Origin of the sequence: Streptomyces acidiscabies, from assembly GCF_020010905.1 — a bacterium.
GTDB lineage: Bacteria > Actinomycetota > Actinomycetes > Streptomycetales > Streptomycetaceae > Streptomyces > Streptomyces acidiscabies.
The window spans coordinates 2,506,649-2,526,470 of the sequence record NZ_JAGJBY010000002.1 but is presented as its reverse complement, the minus strand read 5'-3'; the positions used below and the strand labels follow the sequence as shown (position 1 = coordinate 2,526,470).

Genomic DNA, 19,822 nt, shown 5'->3' with positions numbered 1-19,822 from the left:
CGTGCTCCAGGTCGGCGTCGGCGGGGCCGTCAGGACGTGGCGGCCTGGGCCTCGATGAGGTGGGTGGCGAGTGCGTCGATGCTGGGGTGGTCCCAGACGACGGTGGGGTCCACCTCGATGCCGAGGTGGTCCTCGATGGCGGCGGCGAGGGTGAGGCCGGAGATGGACTCCAGGCCGTACTCGCCGAACGCTGCGGAGCGGTCGATGTCCTGCGGCTCGGTGCCGAGGAGCTGGGCGATCTCGGTGGTCAGCCAGTCCTGGAGCGCGGCCTGCCGCGACTCGGTCCGCTGTCCGGTGGTACCCGGCATGGTGGTCTCCTTCTCTGAGGTGGGGTCACGTTCTCGCCGCCCCTTGCCCGTCGGGCAGAGGCCGCACGGCGAGGTCGAAGGAACGACCGGTGTGGAACCGGTCGAGCAGTTCGGAGTGCAGCGCTTCCTCGGCGGCGGGGGGCAGCGCGGTGGGCCGGCCCGTGAGGCGGCCGTGGAGGCGGGCCAGCAGGGCGTGCGGCCAGACGGGGGCGTCGGGGAGGCCGCCCCCGCCGAGGTTGTGGCGCCACAGGCCGAGGACGGAGGCCGCCGCGTGCACGTGTCCGAGGCGGGTCACCAGGCCGGCGGCGTCGGCGCCCGCCGTGACCGTGACGTCCGCCGGTCCGAGGTCACGGCAGGCGCGCGTGAGCGCGGCGTGCTCCGCGAGGAACAGCTCTCCGAGGGCGGCGGCGGGCCCGGTGAGCCGGGCGACGGACGCGGTGAGGGAGCCGGTCAGGTGGTCGCGTCCGCCGCAGGACAGGCCCAGCCGCTGGAACTCCAGGGGGCCGAGGGGGGCGTCGAGGTCGAACAGTCCGGCCGGGGCGTCCTCGGGGTGCGGCGCCGACCAGGAGCGGCGGGCGAGCACCGGGAGCTGCGGCAGGACGATCGACTCGCAGGCGGCGCGGGCGGCGTGCCCGAAGCCGACCAGGCGGACGTCGCGCAGCAGCTTCTGGAAGATCGCCGTGGGGCCGGTCCGCAGGTAGAAGTGGGCGCCGAGGAGTTCGGACAGGGTGTTCATGGCGTCGAGCAGCACCGCCGACCCGAAGTGCTTGTAGACGGCCGACAGCACGCTCGCCTCGTCCGGCAGCACGTGGACGGCCCGGATCGCCGCCGCGCCGAAGCACTCGACGAGCAGCAGGTCGGCGAAGACGCCGGCGAGTGCGGAGCGTACGTGGGGCAGGTCGGCGGCGGTGGCGCCGTACAGGGGCCGGGTGGTGAGGTGGCGCAGCGCCACCCGCAGTCCGGTCTCCACGGGTCCGCACATGACGGCGGGGGTGACGGTCTTCGTGATCTGGAACGAGCGGATCGCCGTCTCCAGGCCGCGACCGCGTCCCAGGATGCTGTCCGGGGGCAGCGGGCAGTCCTCGAACTCGATGCCGTGCAATTGCACCGCGCGCATGCCCGAGCTGGGGAAGCGGGGCAGGTCGCGCAGGCGGGCCGGGTCGAGGGTGCGCTTGTCCAGCAGGATCTGCGAGTGGCTGCGGCTGCCGGGGCGTTCGTCGGTGCGGGCGAAGAGGACCATGCCCCGGGCGCGGCGCACGTTGGTGACGACCTCCTTGCGACCGCGCAGGACGGGGGTGCCGTCGACGTCGACGAGGGCGCACTCGGCGCCGGTCAGGTCGTTGCCGTGGGCCAGTTCGTGGTAGGCGGCGGCGAGGCGGTGGTTGCCGAGGATCAGGTCGGCGGCGGTGCGCCGCTGGCGGTCGTCGCCGGCGAGCCAGACGTTGACGGAGGCGATGAACGAGCTCATGCCGTAGCCGAGCCCGAGGGAGGGGTCCCGGCGGTACAGGGAGCGCAGCGCGGCGACGACGTCGTCGAGGCGGGAGAGCCGGCCGCCCAGTTCGACGGGCACGAACTCGGCGTTGAAGCCGTAGTCGTCCAGGGCCTGTTCGGCTCCGGCGGGCATCTCGGCGCGTTCGTCGGCCGCCAGCAGCGCGGCGAAGCCGGCCGGGTTGGTGTCGTCGAAGGGGTCGCCGAGGCGGCGCTCCAGCTCCCCGACGCGGGAGGGGTCGTTCGTCATGGGGTCTCCAGTCCGGACAGCAGGGAGAACTCCCCCTCGGCGAGGTCCGTGCGCAGCAGTTCGGCGCAGAGCAGGTCGCGGGCGTCGGGTCCGGCGGCCGGTTCGAGGCCGAGCCGGCGCAGGACGACGCTCAGGCAGGCCCGCACCCACAGGGCGTCGCGCCACCACCGGGCGCCGGGTGCGGGTTCGGTGTGCAGCCACAGTGCGAGGCAGGCCGCTCCCGCGAACACGAGTTCGTAGCGCTGGGCGAGGGCGAACGCCTCGGCGGAGGCGCCGTGGGCGTCGGCGATCTCCTGGTGCAGGCGCAGCGACTCGGCGGCGAGGGTGCGGGCGTCGGCGGCGACGTCCGCGCGGCCCCGGCGGGCGGCGAGGAGTGCCGCTTCGGGCAGGGACTGGACGACGCTGGATCCGCCGTCGCTGATCAGGGTGAGCCGGCGCGGGTCCAGGGGCGGCTGGGGGGCGCCGAGGCCGGCCGCCGCCCGCAGGCCCGGTGCGTCGTGGACGTCGGCGGCGTGCGCGCGGGCGAGCAGCGGGAAGGAGGTGATCAGGGCGTGCCGGTTCACGGCGGTGCTGCCGTCGAAGACGGCCACGATGCGGTGGTCGCGGTCGAGCTTGGCGAACGCGCCGTGTTCCAGGACCCCGGTGAGGAAGCCGCGGACGCCGAGGAGTTCGGCCAGGGCGTCCACGGAGCGCTGCACGGTCGTGGGGACGAACGCCTTCGTCACGGCGGCGGTCACCGCGAGTTCCCGGGGCAGGGTCTGGGCGCTGCGCCCGGCCAGTACGGCGACGGCCTCGGCGAGCAGCAGCGCCGAGGCGGCGTCGCCGAGGGCCCTGCGGATGCGGGGCAGGTCGGCGAGCCGCTGCCCGTACAGGTGGCGGTCGGTGAGGAAGCGTACGGCGATCGGCAGCGCGTGGTCGGCGGCGCCCAGGGAGAGCGAGGTGGCGCAGATCCGGGTGAGCTGGAGCGAGGTGAGGAGCACTTCGAAGCCGGAGCCGTCCGGGCCGATGCCCGCCGAGTCGGCGACCGTCGCGTCCTGGAGGGCGATGCCGCTGATGTCGGCGCCGCGGATGCCGTGCGTGGGTTCTTTGGGGAGCGTGCGGCAGGCGCCCTCGGGGAGGGCGTCCTTGTCGACCAGGACGAAGCGGAACCCGCGGGGGCCGCCGCCCGGCCGGGTGCGGGCCAGGACGCAGGCGAACCGGGCCCGGGTGGCGTTGTTGATCAGCCATTTCTCGCCGTCGAGGGCGAGGCCGCCGGGGACGGGGCGGGCGCTGAGCCGGCCGGCGAGGAGGTCGCTGCCGGTGCCGCGCTCGGTGAGCGCCCAGCACACCTCGGCGCCGGCGCGGATCTCCCGGGAGAGCAGTTCGGTCTGCCGGTCGTCGCCGGCGACCCAGGTGGGCATCGCGCCGAGGAAGGTCTTGCCGTGGGCGATGGCGACGGTCAGGTCGCGTCGGGCGACGGTGCGCAGGGCGGCCATCGCCCCGTCCAGGCCGTGCAGGAGGCCGCCGTGGCGCTCGGGGACGTAGTGCGCGCCCAGGCCGGCGTCGACGAGCAGCCGGTGCGCGGCCTCGGGGAACTCCTCGGCCTCGTCCAGCCGGGCGAGTTCGGCGGGGTCGAAGGCGCCGCCGGGGACGGAGGCGCGGGTCAGCAGTGCGTCGAGGGCCTCGGTGCCGAGCCCGGTCAGGGAGGCGGTCATGCCGTGCGCCCCTGTCCGGCGAGGGCGGCGTGCCGGGCGTCGAACTCCGCGAAGAGCGGTTCGACCGCGCCGGAGAGGAACAGGTCGCGCATGGCCGCGCGCTGGATCTTGCCGCTGGTGGTGCGCCGGACGCCGGCCCGGCGCAGGAGCAGGACGCCCGCCGCGCGTACCCCGAACTCCCGGGAGACCGTGTCGCGCATGGCGCGGACGAGCACCTGGGCGTCGTCCGGCGCGGGACGGCCGCGCACCTCCTGCATGACGACGAGCGCTTCCTCGTTCGCGCCGCCCGCGCCGTCCACCGGTACGGAGAAGACCGCGCCCGGCAGTCCGTCCAGCTCGTCGTGCCGGTCGCGCAGGGCGTGTTCGACGTCCTGCGGGTGCAGATTGCGCCCGTTGATGATCATCAGGTCCTTGCGTCGTCCGGTGACGTACAGCTCCCCGTCGAGGAAGCCGCCGAGGTCGCCGGTGCGCAGGAACGGGCCGTCGCCGTCCTTGGTGCGGGCCTGGAACGTCTCGGCGGTCGCCTGCGGGTTCTCCCAGTAGCCGCGGGCGACGCTCGGGCCGCGCAGCCAGATCTCCCCCACGCTGCCTGCGGGCAGGTCCTCGCGGGTGCCGGGGTCGACGATCCGGGCCTCCACGCCGTGCACGGCGCCGTTGCCGGGCACCGGACGCCCTTCGGTGCCGTCGGTCGCCCGGCGCAGGAGGCCCTGTTCGAGCAGGGCCGGGTCCAGGTCGGTGACGACCGCCGGGCGCTCGGGTGAGCCGGCGACGAAGACGGTGCACTCGGCGAGGCCGTAGCAGACGCCGAACGCGTCGGGGTCGAGGCCGGCCGCGGCGAAGCGTTCGGTGAATCTGCGGATGGTCGACGCCTGTGCGGGCTCGCCGCCGCTGAGGGCGTACCGCCACCGGGACAGGTCGAGGCCGGTCAGTTGCTCGTCGGTGACCTTCGCGACGCACAGGTCGTGGGCGAAGTTCGGCGCGGCGGAGAACCGCAGGTCGTACCGGTCGATGAGGCGCAGCCACTGGACCGGACGCTTCACGAAGGTCACGGCCGACATCAGGACCACCGTGCTGCCCATGGCGAGCGGCGCGAGGGTCTGCCCGATGAGGCCCATGTCGTGGTAGAGCGGCGCCCAGCCGCCCGTCCTGACCGGTTCTTCCGCGCCGAGCGACGACACGAACGCCGCGATGTCGTGCAGCAGGTTGCCGTGCGTGATCGTGACGCCCTTGGGTTCGCTGGTGGAGCCCGAGGTGTACTGGAGCATCGCCGGCGTCTCGTGGCCGGCCGGTGCGAGCGCCGCGAGGTGGCCCTCGGCGTCGTCGAAGGTGTCGCTGGCCAGGACGCGCAGGCCGGGCAGTGCGGCGGCGCCGGCCCACTCCTGGACGGCTTCGAGGTTCGCGCTGTCGGTGAGGACCACGGAGATCCCGGCGTCGGAGACGATCGACGTGACCCGCTTGCGGTCCTGCTGGTAGCTGCCCGGCATGGGGGCGACCACGGCGAGGGTTCCGGCGTACAGGCAGCCCGCGAAGGCCGCGACGCCCTCGGTGCTCTGCGGGTACAGCAGCAGCACCCGGTCGCCGGGCGCGGCGTGGGTGCGCAGGACGTCGGCGACGGCCCCGGCCCGGCGGTCCAGCTGTGCGTAGGTGAGGGTGTCCGCGTCGTCGGTCTGCGGGTCGCGCACGAACACCACGGCGTCCTGGCCGGCGCGGTCGCGCACGTGGTCGCGCAGCAGGGCGCCCAACGAGGGCGCGGCGGTGATGTTCTCGATCATGTCGTAGCCCACGGAATGCCTCTCCGGACGTGCGGGGAATGGGTGTGTCAGGGATCTGTGCGCGTGCGGACGGCCGGAGAAGGGGGTGGACGTCACGAGGCGCGGCGGCACTCGGGGGGGCACTCCGCGTCCGCCCCGGGGAGTTCTTCGCCGTCCCGGGGGAATTCCTCGCCCTCCCTGAGGAGGGTCAGGCCCAGGTCGGTGAGGGAGTGCACGACCGCGTTGAGCCTGCGGCTGCTGGTGATGAGTCCGGCGGCCCGCAGCACCGTGGTGTGCTGGCTCGCCGCCGCGGCCGAGATGCCGAGCCGCCGGCCGAGTTCGGTGGTGGTGCAGTTCTCCGTCAGGGCGAGCAGGACGCTCGCGCGGGTGCGGCCCATGAGTGCGCCGAGGGCCCGGTCCTGCTGTTCGGGCTCGTCCCACAGGGCCGCCGCCGTCACCGCGTCCAGCGGGACGGGGTACACCAGGACGGGCGAGGTGCCGCCCGTGTACACCACGGGTCTGCTGTGCAGGAACAGCGAGGGCACGACCGTCAGGCTCGCGCCCCGCGGATGGAACTCGCCGTCCAGGCCGTTGTCCAGTTCGAGCACCGGGGAGTTCCACTCGATGCGTGCGTGCAGCGTGCCCAGCAGGGCCTCCACCCCGCCGCCGAGGAAGATCCGGCTGCGGTGTTCGGCGTCGGCGCGGAGGTAGGCGTTGACGCGCTCCCAGTACGGGGCGAGCACGTGGTCGAAGAAGTCGCTGTCGGCGGCGGAGTCGCGGCCACCCGTCCAGTCCCGCAGTACGGCGGCGCCGCTGGCCTGCGCGAGCAGGGTGAGGTGGTCGGGCACCGAGGGTCTCGACGGGAGGCGCAGGGGTGCCGCCTGGCTCACCAGGTCCCGCCAGCGCCCGAAGATCGCGCCTCCGCTCCGGCGGCGGAGCAGGTCGGCGGCCAGTGCCGTCTCCACCGCCGGATCACCGGTCGACGCGATGGTCATGCGCGTCAGATCCTGCACGGTGAAATGAATCCGCTGCACTGATCTCCCCCAGATCATGGACAAAATTCTCGGCCAAGTCGGCAAGATCGACGTGGCTCCCGGAGTATGGTCCGGCCCCTGCCGGGCCGCAATGAGTTTCAGATCAACGCGAATGACGGTGCCCCTCCACACCCTCAATGCACACACCGTCACCGATCGATTCCGGAGAGTCACCATTACCGGTACATTGCATTGCAGGGAGTTTCGACCGAGCATGAAACCCTGCCCGCACCCCTCCCCGCCGAATTAGTCTCCCCGGGACTCGACACCGTCCAGGGGGCGACCAGGTGACTATCGACCGCACATACCGCCGACGCCGGATTTCCGTATTCGACGCCACCTTGCGCGACGGAGAACAAGCGCCCGGCAATGCGATGTCGCCGCAGCAGAAACTGCCGCTGGCGCTGGCCGCCGAGGCGTACGGCGCGGACATCGTGGAGGCCGGATTCCCCGGCTCGTCCCCGGCGGACGCCGAGGCGACCCGGCTGATCGCCGAGTCCCTGACGACCGCCCGGTTCGCCACCTTCAACCGCGCGTCCACCGACGACGTCCGGGCCTCCATGGCCGCCGGCGGGGCCCGCTCCAACCACCAGGTGCAGATCTGCGGCACCGGCAGCGACCTGCACCTGGAGCACAAGCGGGGCATCACGCGCGCCGAGTCCGTGCAGGAGGTGCGCGACGCGATCCGGCTCGCCGTCGACCTCGGCGCGGCCGACATCTCCTTCGGCGTCGAGGACGCCAGCCGGGGCAGCAAGGACCACATCGAGGCGCTCGTCACCGCCGCCGTCGAGGACGGCGCGACCACGGTGATCCTCGCCGACACGACCGGCTGCGCCACCCCGCAGGAGTACGGGGACCTTTGCGCGTCCGTGCGCTCGTGGATTCCGGACGACGTCGTCCTGTCCACGCACTGCCACGACGACATGGGCCTTTCCCTCGCCAATGCGCTCGCCGGAATCCAGGCGGGCGCCGACGAGGTGCAGGCCACCCTCGGCGGAATCGGTGAACGCGCCGGAAACACGCCGCTGGAAGAACTCGCGTCCGTACTGCGGCACAAGGGCGATCAATTCGGCGCCAGCATAGACATCCAGCTGGACGGACTTTACCCGGCCTATCTCCTCCTTTCGGAGACGATCGCGCTGGCTCCGTCCCGCAACAAAGCGGTCTTCGGCGTCAACGCTTTCGCGACCGAAGCCGGAATCCACCAGGCCGGAATTCTGAAGAACCCGATCAACTACGAATACCTGAATCCGCACCTGTACGGCCGCGAGCGGTCGCTGCTGGTCGGACGGCACTCCGGCCGGTCGATCCTGCGCTACCTGCTCGACCGCATGGGCGTCCCCGCCGAGCAGGAACTGGTCGAGGGGCTCTACGAGGAGTTCGTGGCCTCGCGCCCGCCCGGCGAGTGCGACGAGCTCAGCGACCTGGCGCAGCGGATCGCGGGCCGTTTCACCGAGGCGGCGAAGTCGTCGTGAACACTCCCTCCACACTCGTCGACAAGCTGTGGGACGCCCACGTCGTCAAGCGGGAGGAGGACGGGTCCGACCTCCTCTACGTGGACCTCCACCTGGTCCACGAGGCCACCTCGGCGCAGGCGTTCGACGGACTCACCCAGGCGGGCCGCCGCGCCCGCCGCCCCGATCTCACCCTGGCGGTCGAGGACCACAACGTCCCCACCGACTCCCTGACCATCACCGATCCCGTCGCCGCCCTCCAGGTGCGGACCCTGCGCGGCAACTGCGCCGAGCAGGGGATCCGGCTCTTCCGCCACGGTGACGACCGGCAGGGCATCGTCCATGTGGTCGGCCCCGAGCTGGGGGTCGTCCTGCCCGGCATGACCGTCGTCTGCGGGGACAGCCACACCTCGACGCACGGCGCGTTCGGCGCGCTGGCGTTCGGCGTCGGCACCAGCGACGTCGAGCACGTGCTCGCCACCCAGGTGCTCGCGCTCCAGCGGCCCCGCACGATGGCCGCCGAGTTCGTGGGCACCCCGCGCGAGGACGTCACCGCGAAGGACCTCGCCCTGGCGCTGCTGGCCGAACTCGGCGCCAACGGGGCGCACGGGCACGTGCTGGAGTACCGCGGCGAAGCGGTGCGCGCGCTGAGCGTCGAGGGCCGGATGACCCTGTGCAACATGAGCGTCGAGGCGGGCGCCCGGGCCGGCGTCGTCGCGCCGGACGAGACGACGCTCGCCTACCTGCGCGGGCGCCCGGAGAGCCCGCGGGGCGCCGACTGGGACGAGGCGGCGGCCTCCTGGCGGGACCTGCGCACCGACGAGGGCGCCACCTTCGACCGCACGGTCGTGATCCACGCCGCGTCCCTGACCCCGTACGTCACCTGGGGCACCAACCCGGGCCAGGCCGTGGGCATCGGTGACCTCGTCCCCGACCCCGAGGCGCTCGCCGACCCGGTGGAACAGGCCGTCGCCCGCAAGGCGCTGGACTACATGGGCCTGACGCCCGGCACCCCGATGCGGGACATCGCCGTCGACTCCGTCTTCCTCGGCTCCTGCACCAACGGCCGCCTCGAAGACCTCAGGGCCGCCGCCGACGTGCTGCGGGGGCGGACGATCGCCCCCGGCGTCGACATGCTCGTCGTCCCCGGCTCGATGGAGGTCCGCCGGGCGGCCGAGGCGGAGGGGCTGGACAAGGTGTTCACCGACGCGGGCGCGCAGTGGCGGTTCTCCGGCTGCTCGATGTGCCTCGGCATGAACCCCGACCGGCTGATGGCCGCCCAGCGCTGCGCCTCCACCTCCAACCGCAACTACGAGGGCCGCCAGGGCACGGGAGCCCGGACCCACCTGGTCTCTCCCGCCCTGGCCGCCGCCACGGCCGTCGCCGGGCGGCTCGCCGCCCCCGCCGATCTCGACTGAACGAGGACCGAACCATGGACGCGCTCACCGAGCACACCGGTACCTGTGTGCCGCTGCGCCGCAGCGACGTGGACACCGACCAGATCATCCCGGCCCGGCACTGCCGCAGGCTCACGAAGACGGGTTTCGAGGACGCCCTGTTCGCCCGCTGGCGCGAGGACCCCGGGTTCGTCCTGAACGAGCCCGCGCGCGCCGGGGCGAGCATCCTGCTGGCCGGCCCCCACTTCGGCACCGGCTCCTCCCGCGAACACGCGGTGTGGGCGCTGCGGGACTGGGGCTTCAGGGCCGTGATCGCCCCCAGCTTCGGCGACATCTTCCTGCGCAACGCGCTACGCAACGGGCTGCTCGCCGTACAGCTCCCGCAGGAAGCCGTGGCCGGGATGCTGGACCGCGCCCAGGCGTCGGCCTCCTACGCCCTCACCGTCGACCTGCGCGCACAGCGGGTCGTCGACGGCGAGCGGCAGTGGCCGTTCGAGGTGGCGGCCCGGGCCCGCAAGCTCCTGCTGGAGGGCCTGGACGACATCGACGTCACGCTCAGGTCCCAGGACGCCATCGCCGCGTACGAGCGGACCAGGCCCCGCTGGCTGCCGAGGCCCTCCGGGAGCGCGGCGTGAAGCGCGTGGCGGTCCTGCCCGGGGACGGCATCGGGCCCGAGGTCACCGCCGAGGCCCTGCGCGTGCTGAAGGAGGTCGCCCCCGACCTGGAGACCGACGTCCTGGACCAGGTGGGCGCCGACCGCTTCCTGGCCGGCGGGCCCGCCCTGTCCGACGAGGAGTTCGCCCGGGTCGGCGAGGCGGACGGCGCGCTCCTGGGCGCCATCGGCGACCCCCGGGTCACCGACCCCGCCTACGCCCGCGACGTACTGCTGCGCCTGCGGTTCGACCTCGACCTCTACGTCAACCACCGCCCGGCGAAGCTGCTGCACGACCGGCTGAGCCCGCTGCGCGACCCCGCGCTCAGGGCGATCGACTGCACGGTGGTGCGCGAGAACACCGAGGGCCTGTACGTGGGCGTCGGCGGCCGGCTGCGCCCCGGCACCGAGCACGAGACGGCCATCGACACCGAGGTGAGCACCTGCCGCGGGGTCACCAGGGCGCTGGAGTTCGCGTTCGCCCGCGCCACCACCTCGGTGTGCCTGGTCGACAAGGCCAACGCCGTACCGAACAACGGCGCGCTGTGGCAGCGCTGTTTCCGCGAGGTGGCGGCCCGCCGGCCCGACCTGGCCGTACGGCATCTCTACGTGGACGCGGCGGTGATGCACCTGGTGTCCGACCCGACGGCCTTCGACGTGATCGTCGCCAACAACGCGCACGGCGACATCCTGAGCGACCTCACCGCCGAACTGGCGGGCGGCATGGGGACGGCGGCCTCGGCGAACCTCAACCCGGACACCGGCTTCGCCCTGTGCGAACCGGTCCACGGCTCGGCCCCCGACCTCGCCGGATCCGGTACGGCGAACCCGCTCGCGGCCATCCTCAGCGCCGCCCTGCTGCTGGACTGCGCCGGGCGCGGCCCGCAGGCCACGGCGGTACGGGACGCGGTCGGCAGGACCATCGCGAAGCGGCGGTGCACCCCGGACCTCGGCGGCTCGCTCAGCACCGCGCAGACGGGCACCGCCGTCCTGGGCGAACTGTCCTGACCGCACATCAGCCACCCACACACCAGAGGAAGCCCGTGGATTTCGGCCTGTTCTACTTCGCCAACAACTCGGCCGGCACGGACGGCTACCGCCTGCTGCTCGAAGGAGCCCGCTTCGCCGACACCCACGGCTTCACCTCGGTGTGGACGCCGGAGCGGCACTTCCACCCCTTCGGCGGCTCCTACCCCAACCCCGCCGTCACCGGCGCGGCCGTGGCGGCGGTGACCGAGCGGGTCCAGATCCGCTCGGGCAGCGTGGTGGCACCGCTGCACCACCCCCTGCGGATCGCCGAGGAGTGGTCCGTCGTCGACAACCTGTCCGGCGGGCGCGTCGGCCTCTCCTTCGCGTCCGGCTGGCACGCCGCGGACTTCGCCCTGGCCCCGCACCACTACGCCGACCGCAAGGAGGTGCTGGCGCGGACCATCGCCGACGTACGGGAGCTGTGGCGCGGCGGCGCCCTGGCCGTGACCGACGGGGACGGCGAGAAGCGCGAACTGCGCACCTACCCGGAGCCGGTACGCGCCGAACTGCCGGTCTGGCTGACGGCTGCGGGCAACCCCGAGACGTTCCGCGAGGCGGGCGAGACGGGCGCCGGGGTGCTCACCCACCTGCTCGGGCAGTCGGCCGGTGAGCTCGCGGAGAAGATCGCCGTCTACCGCGCGGCGCTGCCCGAGGGCGACCCCGGCCATGTGGTGCTGATGCTCCACACGTTCCTCGGCACCGACCGGGACGAGGTGCGCGAGATCGTGCGCGAACCGTTCAGCGCCTATCTGCGCACCTCGCTCGGGCTGCTCCTGAAGGCCGCCGGCGACATCATGCCCGACCTGGACCCGGACGACCTCACCCCCGAGGACGTCGACTTCCTGGTCTCCCTCGGCTTCGAGCGGTACTTCGACACGGGCGGCCTGTTCGGCACCGTCGAGGACAACGCGGAGCTGCTGCGCGGCATACGGGACGCGGGCGTCGACGAGGTCGCGTGCCTGATCGACTTCATCGACGACGCGGACACCGTACTGGGCGGCCTGGAGCACCTGGACGCACTGCGCCGCGCCTGGGCCTGACCCCGGCCGCCCCACCACGGAAGGCTCCCGGTGGACCACCCCCGCGAAGGGGGGCCGTCCACCGGGAGCCTTTACGCGTGGGGCGCGCGTCCGTACCCGACCGTCACCGGCCGCCGGCCGGCGGTTCGTCCTCGATCTCCAGCCGTACGGCGGCGAGGGCGGTGTCCAGGGCGCCGTCCACCGCTGCGGGGGTCGGCGCGCTCGCGATCACGTGGCCCAGCCGGTCGTAGGCGTTGCGCGCCGGGCGTACCCGGGCCCCGGCCCGCCCGGTGACCGTCACCCGGTCGACCCCGGTGACGGCGGTGGCCGCCGGTACGCCGTCGACCCGGGCCAGTACGCCCTCCCGGCCGGGGATCAGGAACTGGATGCCCGCGTACCCCTCGCGGGTGGGCGTGAGGACCGGTGCCTGGCCCACCGCCGCCCGCAGCTGCTGTTCCAGCAGGTCCACTCCGGTGGCCAGCCGGATCAGCTCCGGGATCATCCCGCCGGCCAGCCGCGGGTTGATCTCGATGATCACCGGGCCGTTCGCGGTCAGCCTGACCTCGGTGTGCGTGGGGCCGAGTGCCACCCCGCAGGCGGTCAGCGCCGCCGTCACGGCGTCGACGAGCGCGGCCCGGTCCCGCGCGGGCAGCCCGGCCGGGAAGAGGTGCCTGCTCTCGACGAAGTACGGTGCGCCGCCGACCTGTTTGGCGGTGACGCCCACGCATGCGGCGACCCCGTCGCGGCTGAACATCTCCACGCTGAACTCGGGGGCGTCCACGAACTCCTCGACCAGCACGGTCCTGGCGGTCGGCATGCCGCGCATGTTGGTGTGGATGCCGAGGATCACCTCGGCCTGCGCGGCGGCCTCCCGCACGGTGCGGCAGAGCAGGACGTTGTTGGAGCCCGAGTCGTCGGCCGGCTTGACCACGCAAGGCAGGCCCACCTCGGCGACGGCGTCCGCCACCTCGTCCGGGCCGGTCACGACCGCGAAGCGCGGCTGTCCCACCCCGGCCTCGGCGAGCGCCGCGCGCAGCAGCGCCTTGTTGCGGCACAGCGTCACGGCCCGCACGGGGTTGCCGGGCAGCCCCAGCCACTCCGCGACGTCGGCCACGGCGGGGACGTAGAAGTCGCTGGTGGTGGTGACCCCCGCGATCTCCTCGCGGGCGAAGCGCTCCTGGATCGCCGACCGCAGCGCGACCGCGTCGTTGGTGTCGCACCGCAGGACCTCGCAGCCGGTTCCGTCGAGTCCGGCGTAGCGGTCCGGGTCGCCGGTCAGCAGCACCGGCCTGAGGTCGAGCGCGGCCGAAGAGCGCAGGGCCATCATGCCGGTCCCGGTGGTGTTGGACTCGATGAACAGCAGGTGCCTGTCCTTGTCGACACTGCCCTTGAAGACCGCCCGCGACCACGAGCGGACGGTCGTGCCGTAGTCGACCGCCTCCGGTGCCAGGGACGACTCCAGCTCGTCGAGCCGGTGCGCGGCCCAGTGGTCCGGGTCGTGCACGGTGTCCGCGTAACGGTCGCCGCGGTCGGGGAAGATCCCCACGACGCGGCTGCCCGGCCGGGCCCGCGCGGCGACGTCGCCGAGGACGCGGTACACCGACCCTGAGGTGTTCCCCGCGAAGATCTGCTGCTCGCCCGCGAGGGCGACGGCCGCCTCGAACGCCTCCCGGTCGTTGAGCCAGTGCACCTCGTCGATGACCCGCCGGTCGAGGTTCTTCGGCAGCAGGCTGTTGCCGAGCCCGCTCTGGAGACGTCTCGGCTCGTCGGGCTGGTCGAACAGGGCGCTGCCCACGCAGTCCACCCCGACCGCCCAGAGGTCCGGCAGCGTACGGCGCAGCGCCCGTACCGAACCGCACAGCGAGCCGCCCGAGCCGACGGCGCCCACCAGGGTGTCGATCCTGCCGAGGTCGGCACGGAGTTCGTCGGCCAGCTCCCGGTACGCGCCGGGGTTGTCCGGGTTGCTGTACTGCTGCGGCCAGAAGGCGCCGGGCAGGTCGCGCATGAGTGCGTCGAGCCGCTCCAGCCGGGCGCCCTGCCAGCCCTGTGCCGTCATCTCGGCCACCACGTGCAGCTCGCAGCCCAGCGAGCGCAGTTTGGCCCGGGTGACCGCGTCGATCCGGGGGTCCGTGACGATGTGCACCTCGTGGCCCAGCGCCCTGCCGACCAGCGCGACACCGAGCGCCATGGTGCCGGAGGAGCTCTCCACGATCGGGGCTCCCGGGCGCAGCACCCCTTGGCTGCGGGCCCTGAGGATGATGTGGCGGGCCACCCGGTCCTTCATGGCGAACGGGTTGGCCAGTTCCAGCTTGGCGTACACCTCGACGCCGCTCGGCGCGTCCAGCCGCAGCCGGACCAGCGGGGTCCGCCCGATCGCCTCGTGCATGCTGCCGTAGATCACGCCGTCCCTCCCGTCAGCAGGCGGTCCGTCTCCGCCAGGCCGGCGGCGACCCGGGCTGTGCGCAGGTCCCATTCCGTACGCAGCCGCTCGTACTCGCGCTCCTGCTCGCGCAGGACGGCGGCGGTGGCGTCCGGGTGGGCGGAGCCGGCGGACGCGGGGCGCCGCAGACCCGCGTCGGCGTCCCGGATCGTGCTCAGCGCCGCGGCGGGGTCGGCGAGGGTGAACCCCCGCTCGTCGGCGACCTTCCGCAGCAGCTGCGCGTCGGGCTCGGCCGGGGACAGGCCGGCCTCCATCGCCGCGACGATGTACGCCCCGGCCACCACCTGCGCGCGCCGCCACGGCACGCCTTCGCGCAGCGTCAGGGCGTTGGCGAGGGCGAAGCCGCCGAGGTACTCGCGCTCGCAGGCGGCCCGCATCCGGTCGTCGTGGAAGGTCAGCCGGTCCACGACCTCCGTGAACAGCCGCAGCACGCTGTGCAGGGTGGCGTAGGCGGTCGCCAGGTTCGCCCCGGCCTCCTTCCCCACCTCCACGAGGTTGGTGTACGGGGTGTTGCGCTGCCCGAGCACCGTGTCGAGGTGGTAGGTCGACAGGTGCGCCGTACGGCCCCGGATGCGTTCCAGCACCGGGAAGTTCTTCTTCTGCGGCATGGCCGAGGAGATCCCGCACAGCTCGTCCGGCAGGTCGATGAAGCCGAACTCGCCGCTCCCCCAGGTCAGCAGGTCGGTGGCGAACCGGCTCAGCGCGATGCCGAGGGTGCTCATGTCCGCGGTCACCTCGGCCACCCAGCCGCGTGAGGCCACGCCGGTCAGCGCGACCGGCTGGGCCCGCTGGAACCCCAGCAGCCGGGCCATCCGGTCCCGGTCCCAGGCCAGTTCCTGGCCGGCCATGGCGCCCGAGCCGAGCGGGCAGGCGTCCAGGCCGTCGTACGTCGACAGCAGGCGCCGCAGCGTGTGCAGGACCTGCTCGGAGACGGCCGCGAGGTAGTAGCCGGGGCTGATGATCTGCGCCGCCTGGAAGTGCGTGTGCCCCGGCATGGGCAGCTCGCGGCTCGCCCCGGCCAGCCGGTGCACGGCCGTGCCGAACTCCGCCAGTCTGCGTGCGACGCCGGTCAGTTCATGCCGTCCGGACATCAGCTGGGCGGTGGCCTGGAGGTCGTTGCGGCTGCGGTCCACGTGCCAGGCGGGGATCGGGTGGGTCAGCCGCTGCTCGACGTACCGCTCCAGGGCGAACGTGATGTCCGACATGTTGGCCGAGGGATCGGCCACGAGCGCCTCGGCGTCCGCGCCGTGCAGGGCCTGCCCCAGTTCCCGGGCCTCGGCGTCGGTGACCACGCCCAGCCGCGCGTACTCGGCGGCCAGTACCTTCTCGATCACGATGTACCAGGGCAGCAGATGGGTGACCTCGTACTGGAAGTGCGGGCCGAGCACCTCCTCGTGCCACAGGGCGCTGGGGCTGCCCGCTACCCGGCCGCTGAGGGGTGCTGGACCGGCGTTGTCCGTCACGTTGACTTCGCTTTCGGTGGTCGGTGTGTGCTCCCGGCGTGTTCTCCCGGCGCGGGAAAGATCGCCCGGGGCCGACGAGAGTGTCAACGTGATTCGCTCCCCCCTTTCGGAGGGCCTGTTCGGGTGGCCCGGAATTGGCCTTTCAGGTCACTTTCGACCGTCATGTTCCATGCTGTGGCGGGTCCACGGTCGTCAGTGCGTCGATCGGGTCGTACGCGGGTGTGCCCCGGGGCCACCAGTCCTCGTCGCCCGGTTCCGATTCGTACGCGTACCACAAGCCGTCCTGGCCGTAACGGAGTTGGACGTGGCCGACGGGGTGGGTGAGGTGGTTGCGCCAGGGGCGGAAGGCGGGGCGGCCGGTGGCGAGGAGGAGGGGGCGGGCCCGGTCGAAGCGGCCGGCGGGCGGGTCCCAGGGGTCCTCCAGGACGGCGAGCCCGTCGAGCCCGCCCTGCCGCCACGCGGCGACCGCGCGGGCGAGGTCGCCGGACGTACGGCCCGTGGCGGCGGCGAGGGAGGAGTACAGGGCGCGGGTCGTGGCGGTGAGGCCGGAGCCGGGGCGGGCGGCGGCCAGGCGTACGGCGTCCTGCCACAGGGAGAGTCCGCCGATCGGGTCCTCGCCGGTCGCGAGCAGCGCGTGCGCGCGGGCGGCGGCGTCCGTGGCGAGCTGGTCCAGCGCGAAGGCGTCCGGGCCGTCGGGGACGGACGGGTACGCCGGGGGCTGCTCCGGGTGCGGCGGCACGGGCAACGGGGCGGGCGGGAGCGGGAGTTGGTCGCGCCGGACGATCGCCTCGGCGGCGCGGACGCCGGGCAGGTCCGCTCTCTCGCCGTCCCTCGCGGCGCGGGCCGCGTGCGCGGCGCTGCGGCGGGCCAGCGTGTCCAGCAGGTCGCGTTCGCCCCGGCCGCGCAGCAGGAGCAGGACGAACGGGTCGGCGTCCAGCAGGCGCGCGGTCTGGTAGCAGAGGGCTGCCGCGTGCTTGCAGGGGTGGCCCCGGTCCGGGCAGCTGCACTGCGGCTCCAGCTCCCCCGCCACCGGCAGCAACGGCACCCCGCACTCCGCCGCCAGCGCCGGCGGGACCTCCTTGTCCAGCAGCGCGGCGATCTGCCCCGGCCGCTCCACCGCCGCACCCAGGAACCGCTCCCAGTCCTCCGCCGCCCACGTCCGCAGCCTGACCTGCACCCGGTACGGCCTCGGCCGGCTCCCCTGCACGTACGCCAGCACGGACCCGGGCGTCACGGTGATCGCGTCCACCCGCCCGCCCTCGGCATACCCCCGCCCCCGCACGAGCCGCCCCGCATCCAAGGCCCCACCCTCCAACGCGGAAACCCACGCCACACCCCACCAGGTACGCGCGAAGGGGGCACCCTGGACGGGGAGGGCGGAGAAGGTACGCCGGAGATCGCCGTCGCGGGAGGGGGAGGCCATGGTTCGGGGGACGTAGGCGCGGGGTTCGACGGAGGGATGGAACGGGGTCGCGGGCTGAGCCGGGGAATCCGGTGTGGCCAGGGGGTCGTCGGCGAGCGCGGGGTGAGACCGGGGGAAGGCATGCGGCGCCTCCCTGGACCCGTCGGAGACCCCGGACTCGCCCCGGGGGGAAACAGGCGGCACGGCCCGAGGCTCACTGGAGCGCGCGGACTGGGCTCGGGGGGAGGCATGCGCTCCAGCGTCAGGTTCATCGGCGAGCGCGGACTCGGCCCGGGGAGAAGCATGCGAAGCAGCGTCGGACTCATCGGCGGGCGCGGACTTGGCTCGGAGAGAGGCATGCGGTTCAGCGTCGGGCTCGCCGGAGGACGCAGGCCGAGGCCGAGGAGAACCCTGCGGCGCAGCTCGGAACTCATCAGCGAACGCGGACCCCGCCGGAGAAGAAGCAACCGGCACGCCCCAGGGCTCACCCGAGCGCGCAGACTTGGCCCGAGAAGAGGTATCCGAGGCAGTGTCAGGCTCATCGCCAGGCGCGGACTGGGCCCGGAGGGAAGCATGCGGTCCGGCGTCAGGCTCGCCGGAGGACGCAAGCTGAGGCCCGGGAGGAACCTGCGGCGCGGCTCGGAACTCATCAGCAAGGGCGGACCCCGCCGGAGAAGAAGCAACCGGCACGCCCCAGGGCTCACCCGAGCGCGCAGACTTGGCCCGAGAAGAGGCATCCGAGGCAGCGTCAAACCCATCTCCAGGCGCGGACTGGGCCCGGGGGAAGGCATACGGTCCGGCGTCTCGCTCGCCGGAGGACGCAGGCAGAGACCGGGGAGAAACCTGCGGCACAGCTCGGAACTCATCAGCGAACACGGACCCCGCCGGAGAAGAAGCAACCGGCACGCCCCAGGGCTCACCCGAGCGCGCAGACTTGGCCCGAGGAGAGGTATCCGAGGCAGTGTCAGGCTCATCGGCGGGCGCGGACTGGGCCCGGAGGGAAGCATGCGCTCCAGCGTCGGGCTCGCCGGAGGACGCAAGCAGAGACCCGGGAGGAACCTGCGGCACAGCTCGGAACTCATCAGCGAACACGGACCCCGCCGGAGAAGAAGCAACCGGCACGCCCCAGGGCTCACCCGAGCGCGCAGACTTGGCCCGAGAAGAGGCATCCGAGGCAGCGTCAGGCTCATCGGCAAGCGCGGACTGGGCCCCGGAGGAAGCATGCGGTCCGGCGTCGGGCTCATCGGAGGGCGCAGACCGAGCCCGGGGAGAAGCATGTGCCTCTGTTGAGGGCTCGTCGGCCAGCGCGGGCTGATGCCGGCCGGAAGCATCCCGTACGGTCCCGGAGTCGTCCGAGAGCGCGGGTTGGTCCCCGGCCCCGGGAGAGACAGGCTGTCCGGCCGAGGGCTCGTCCAGTTGGGCGGAGGGCTGGGGCGCAGCCGGGGATTGGGGCTGGTCGAAGGCCGAGGTTCCTGGGGTGGCCGAGGTCAAACCTGAAGCCGGGTCGTGAGCCCCGGCCAAGCCCGAAGCCGATACCGAGTCATGAGCCGGAGCCGGACCGGGAGCCGGAACGGGGCGAGCCGGGCCGGGGGCCGAAACGGGGCTGGCCGGGCCGCGAGCCGAAGCAGGGCGGGCCAGGTCGGCGGCTGCGGACAGCTCCTGGAAGGCCGACCGGTACGACTCCGTCGGCGAACCCGCGCGCAGCTCCGATGCCGAACCCGACCCCTGCCCTTGCCCTTGCCCTTGCCCTTGCCCCCGGGTGGCGTACAACGCGTCCGCCCCGACCCACGGCAGCGCTACGTCCGCCCCCGCCCCCGGCAACGCCGTCACCCCGGTCTCGTCACCCTCGTCCGCAACACGCACCCCCTCCGCAGACAGACCCCCCTCCCCACCCGCCCAAGCCTCCGCATCCCGCACACCCCCACCCTCCGTCTCCTCCCCTTCATCCTCCGAAGGCATCCGAAAAGCCCCCGCCAGCCAACTCTTCAGATCCCGCGCCCGCTCACCCGCGACGGGAACCCCCGGCACAGCCGCACCTCGCGCCGCCCCACCCCGCCCCGACTTCCGCCCGCCCTGAGCCGCAGCCTCGTCCTCCTCCCGCCTCCGCGCCCGCGCAGCCCTCAGCGCCTGCCGAGCGACGTCGGCGGGCCGGGGTACGTCGACAGCGTCCACGGCCCCACCAGCGGAACCGGCATCAAGGTCCGCCGAACCCCCACGCGCGCCGGACGCCCCTCCCTCAGGCTCACCCTCCCCAGCCACACGCAGCCCGCCCCCGGAAGCAACATCCCCCTCAGAACCCCGCGCACCACGAGAAGCCCCCTCACCAGCACCGACCTCCCCCACCTCTTCCCGCCCAGCGCCCCCTCGCCGCGCCGCCAACGCCTCACGCAACGCAGCCCGAGCCGCATCCCCGGGCCGCGCCACCTTCTCGCCTCCCACTG

General features: G+C 73.5%; 13 protein-coding genes. 5 read left to right on the top strand and 8 right to left on the bottom strand.

All coding sequences use genetic code 11. The features are described from left to right. Positions 1-29: 29 nt before the first annotated feature. The 5 genes from J8M50_RS38055 to J8M50_RS38035 form a co-directional block, all read right to left on the bottom strand. Positions 30-308 carry an acyl carrier protein gene (locus J8M50_RS38055; RefSeq protein WP_010355007.1) on the bottom strand — a complete coding sequence of 93 codons (279 nt, stop codon included), beginning with the start codon at positions 306-308 and terminating at the stop codon, positions 30-32. 25 nt (positions 309-333) lie between these two features. Further along, positions 334-2,046, bottom strand: coding sequence for an acyl-CoA dehydrogenase family protein (locus J8M50_RS38050; RefSeq protein WP_010355006.1), 1,713 nt, complete (start codon positions 2,044-2,046; stop codon positions 334-336). Further along, positions 2,043-3,740 carry an acyl-CoA dehydrogenase family protein gene (locus J8M50_RS38045; protein ID WP_010355005.1) on the bottom strand — a complete coding sequence of 566 codons (1,698 nt, stop codon included), beginning with the start codon at positions 3,738-3,740 and terminating at the stop codon, positions 2,043-2,045. The genes J8M50_RS38050 and J8M50_RS38045 overlap by 4 nt, the downstream gene beginning before the upstream one ends. Then, positions 3,737-5,524 carry a fatty acyl-AMP ligase gene (locus J8M50_RS38040; RefSeq protein ID WP_010355004.1) on the bottom strand — a complete coding sequence of 596 codons (1,788 nt, stop codon included), beginning with the start codon at positions 5,522-5,524 and terminating at the stop codon, positions 3,737-3,739. Before J8M50_RS38040 ends, J8M50_RS38045 begins: the two co-directional genes overlap by 4 nt. Positions 5,525-5,604: 80 nt before the next feature. After that, the gene (locus J8M50_RS38035) at positions 5,605-6,486 is read right to left on the bottom strand and encodes an ArsR/SmtB family transcription factor (protein WP_050987262.1); all 882 of its coding nucleotides are present in this window, start codon (positions 6,484-6,486) and stop codon (positions 5,605-5,607) included. Positions 6,487-6,812: 326 nt separating this feature from the next. On the opposite strand from J8M50_RS38035, the gene J8M50_RS38030 reads away from it, so the two are divergent. The 5 genes from J8M50_RS38030 to J8M50_RS38010 are packed head-to-tail and all read left to right on the top strand — an operon-like array spanning position 6,813 to position 12,097. After that, positions 6,813-8,000 carry a LeuA family protein gene (locus tag J8M50_RS38030; protein WP_029184034.1) on the top strand — a complete coding sequence of 396 codons (1,188 nt, stop codon included), beginning with the start codon at positions 6,813-6,815 and terminating at the stop codon, positions 7,998-8,000. After that, positions 7,997-9,397 (top strand): 3-isopropylmalate dehydratase large subunit, encoded by a 1,401-nt coding sequence (gene leuC, locus J8M50_RS38025; RefSeq protein ID WP_010355001.1) that lies wholly within the window; start codon positions 7,997-7,999, stop codon positions 9,395-9,397. Before J8M50_RS38030 ends, leuC begins: the two co-directional genes overlap by 4 nt. Positions 9,398-9,411: 14 nt before the next feature. Further along, complete coding sequence (gene leuD / locus J8M50_RS38020; RefSeq protein WP_010355000.1) at positions 9,412-10,011, top strand: 3-isopropylmalate dehydratase small subunit; 600 nt, start codon at positions 9,412-9,414, stop codon at positions 10,009-10,011. Beyond that, on the top strand, positions 10,008-11,036 hold the full coding sequence (locus tag J8M50_RS38015; RefSeq protein WP_010354999.1) for an isocitrate/isopropylmalate dehydrogenase family protein: 1,029 nt from the start codon (positions 10,008-10,010) through the stop codon (positions 11,034-11,036). The genes leuD and J8M50_RS38015 overlap by 4 nt, the downstream gene beginning before the upstream one ends. Before the next feature lie 35 nt (positions 11,037-11,071). Beyond that, positions 11,072-12,097, top strand: coding sequence for a MupA/Atu3671 family FMN-dependent luciferase-like monooxygenase (locus J8M50_RS38010; protein WP_010354997.1), 1,026 nt, complete (start codon positions 11,072-11,074; stop codon positions 12,095-12,097). Between the two features lie 103 nt (positions 12,098-12,200). Here the strand turns inward: J8M50_RS38010 and J8M50_RS38005 are convergent, their stop codons facing one another. From J8M50_RS38005 to J8M50_RS50460, 3 genes are all read right to left on the bottom strand, one after another. Beyond that, entirely contained in the window at positions 12,201-14,477 is a 2,277-nt protein-coding gene (locus J8M50_RS38005; RefSeq protein ID WP_010354996.1) for a pyridoxal-phosphate dependent enzyme, read from the bottom strand. Continuing rightward, on the bottom strand, positions 14,474-15,979 hold the full coding sequence (locus J8M50_RS38000) for an argininosuccinate lyase (RefSeq protein ID WP_010354995.1): 1,506 nt from the start codon (positions 15,977-15,979) through the stop codon (positions 14,474-14,476). Before J8M50_RS38000 ends, J8M50_RS38005 begins: the two co-directional genes overlap by 4 nt. 160 nt (positions 15,980-16,139) lie before the next feature. Continuing rightward, positions 16,140-18,233: an SWIM zinc finger family protein gene (locus J8M50_RS50460; protein WP_443729205.1), complete on the bottom strand. Its 2,094-nt coding sequence runs from the start codon at positions 18,231-18,233 to the stop codon at positions 16,140-16,142. Between the last annotated feature and the right edge of the window lie 1,589 nt (positions 18,234-19,822).

Bases quoted from the DNA above. Each gene is read 5' to 3' on its own strand.
- J8M50_RS38050 (WP_010355006.1), bottom strand. From the start codon at position 2,046: ATGACGAACGACCCCTCCCGCGTCGGGGAGCTGGAGCGCCGCCTCGGC.
- J8M50_RS38035 (WP_050987262.1), bottom strand. From the start codon at position 6,486: ATGACCATCGCGTCGACCGGTGATCCGGCGGTGGAGACGGCACTGGCC.
- J8M50_RS38045 (WP_010355005.1), bottom strand. From the start codon at position 3,740: ATGACCGCCTCCCTGACCGGGCTCGGCACCGAGGCCCTCGACGCACTG.
- leuD (WP_010355000.1), top strand. From the start codon at position 9,412: ATGGACGCGCTCACCGAGCACACCGGTACCTGTGTGCCGCTGCGCCGC.
- J8M50_RS38055 (WP_010355007.1), bottom strand. From the start codon at position 308: ATGCCGGGTACCACCGGACAGCGGACCGAGTCGCGGCAGGCCGCGCTC.